2 protein-coding genes and 1 pseudogene are annotated in these 2,318 nt (G+C 73.0%); 1 reads left to right on the top strand and 2 read right to left on the bottom strand.

Annotated elements, in window-relative coordinates; translation table 11 throughout:
* Together F0Q45_RS28190 and F0Q45_RS25440 are read right to left on the bottom strand one after the other, a co-directional pair.
* Window positions 1-1,114, bottom strand: a pseudogene (locus F0Q45_RS28190) (hypothetical protein); the annotation flags it as partial.
* Window positions 1,111-1,842 carry an ATP-binding protein gene (locus F0Q45_RS25440; protein ID WP_262491182.1) on the bottom strand — a complete coding sequence of 244 codons (732 nt, stop codon included), beginning with the start codon at window positions 1,840-1,842 and terminating at the stop codon, window positions 1,111-1,113. The gene F0Q45_RS25440 and the pseudogene F0Q45_RS28190, both read right to left, overlap by 4 nt.
* Window positions 1,843-2,028: 186 nt before the next feature.
* Between F0Q45_RS25440 and F0Q45_RS25435 the strand changes: the two genes are divergently transcribed.
* A partial coding sequence (locus tag F0Q45_RS25435; RefSeq protein WP_149656511.1) for a hypothetical protein occupies window positions 2,029-2,318 on the top strand: 290 nt, incomplete at its 3' end.

Raw genomic sequence — 2,318 nt, 5'->3', positions numbered from 1 at the left:
CGACGGCGAGCAGCGCGTTGACGAACGCGGCGCAGCAGACCATCACGTAGCTGTAGGTGACGTAGCAGACGAAGCCGGCGAACACCGCCCCCAGCAGCAAAAACAGCAGACCCAGGGCCAGGTTGGCGCCGCTGAGGTGCTGGGCGAACACCAGCGCGTGCCCGGCGCCGCAGCCGGCCATGGCATGGGCGGGCCCGGCCAGGTCCTGCCCGTCGTGCGGGGCGAGCAGCGCGGCGCTGTAGGCGTCGGCGCAGCCGCCGATGTCGTCGACCGGGACGCCGAAGTTCATCAGCTGCAACGGCATTCGCAGGGTGGTGTCGGCGATCAGGCCGGTGAGGTGGGCCAGCTGGGCGCCGCTGCCGCCGGGGGCCAGCACCTCGCCGTTGGCCAGCGCCTGGGCGGCGCCGAAGCCCAGGTCGCGGCCCTGGGCGAGCAGGCCGTGCTCGCTGTAGAGGTCGCGCAGCGGGTCGCGGACCACGAGGGAGCCGAGGATGCCGAAGACGATCGCGGACAGCATGATCCCGGCTCCGAAGCCTCTGCGGCCGTGCCAGAGGATGTGGAAGGCGCCCACCCCCATGCCGATGAGCAGGCAGATCGGAAACACCCACAGCTCGTCCAGCAGCGCGCGGAGGGTCTCGAACAGCGGGCGGAACCAGGTGGCCAGCCAGTACAGCCAGGTGTTGGACATGGCGAAGCGCATCAGCCACAGCGCGGTGGCGATCATGAAGATGTAGAACGCGGCCTGGGCTTGGAGCAGTTCGATCACGGCCTGGTGGGTCAGGCCGGTGGTCACGGCGTGGGCCAGCCAGCGGGTCCAGCCGGCCGGGTCGGTACCGAGCTGCGGGCCGGTGGCGGTGAGGGCTTCGGCGGTGGAGACCACCGAGAGGTAGTAGTCGCCGACCGGCACGCCGTGGCTGTCGGTGATGGCCGTCCAGTTCAGCGCGCCGGCCAGGGTGGCGGCCGCCGCGGGCGGGGCGGCCAGCACCGACCAGCAGGCCAGCAGGTGGGTTCCCGCCCACAGGGTGAGCACGCGGCGCAGCCGGGGCCGGGTGGCCAGCTGGTAGCCGAGGTATTCGGCGGCGCGCCGCCCGAACGGGACTGCGGCGGAGCTCATCTGGGCCGCCCGGGGGTGGTGTCGTAGGCGGTGTGCAGGGCGGGGTCGGGTTCGGTGGCCACCCAGATGGGGGACTTGCGGCGGAATTCGTCGACGAAGAAGCCATAGCCCCGCCGGGCGCCGCGCCCGGGTACGGCGGCGGGTGTCTCGGCGTCGTCGAAGGCGGTGGGGTCGCGCATCTCGTCGGCGCAGGGCTGGGCGAGGAAGAATTCCTCGATGTCCGGGTAGTCGTCGGCGCGGATGCCGACCTTGGCGGCGACTTGTCGTGCCAGCTCGTCGTTTTCGAACGGCATGATCAGCTGCTGGGTGAGGAATTGGTCGCCCATCAGGGCCAGGTCGCGGATCGGGTCCTGGGTGATGATCAGCAGGCCGGTGTAGTGCTTGCGGGCGCGGCGGCTGATCAGGTGCGCGTCGTCGGCGCCGGCGCGGGAGTTCAGCAGCGCGGCGGCTTCCTCGAGGACGATCAGGCCGAACCGGGCGGTGTCGGCGAAGAAGGTGACCCGGGCCAGCCGCACCAGCATGCCGTAGATGGCCACCGAGGCGCGTTTGCGGTCCGAGAGCCGGTCGTGCAGGTGCGGGGTGCTCATCTCCTCGGCGGTGGGCAGGTCCAGGCTGCCGGTGAGCCAGATCGTGACGTCCAGGTTCGCCAGGTCGGGCACGGGCAGGGCCGGGTCGAAGATGGCGCGGGTGAAGTCGTAGGTGGCCCAGGACTGCAGCGCGGCCAGCACGGGGGCCAGGTCGGCGGCGAGGTCGGCGACGCGCGGGGGGCGGGCTTTTGGCCGGTGATGGCGGCGCCGGCGGGGCTGGTGGGGCTGGCGGTGGTGCTGGAGCCGGAGCGCCCGCCCCGCGACCGGCCGGCCCGCCAGCCACCGGCACCGGCCCCGCTCTCTTGCCCTGCGGCCCAAGGAATCTCGATGACCGAATCGGCGCAGCTGTTCACCGGCGTGCACGACACCCCCGTCTACACCGACATCCTGTTCCGAAAGCCCCTGCGGCTGCCGGTGGTGATCAGCCTCTACGGCGGCGGCGCGCTGACCGCCCTGGCCACCGTCGCCGCCCTCGACTCCGGGCACGCCCGCGCCGTGGGGATCGGCGGGCTGCTGGCCACCGCCGCGCTCGCCGGCGCGGCCGCCCTCATCCCCCGCGGACGCCCCGGCTTGGGCTTTCGGCTGCGCAGCGGCTGGCGGGCGCTGCGCCCCCGCCC

Source organism: Mycobacterium simiae (assembly GCF_008370645.1).
GTDB lineage: Bacteria > Actinomycetota > Actinomycetes > Mycobacteriales > Mycobacteriaceae > Mycobacterium > Mycobacterium simiae_A.
Note: the sequence above shows the minus strand (reverse complement) of the source record. Positions and strands in the feature narration are given on the sequence as shown.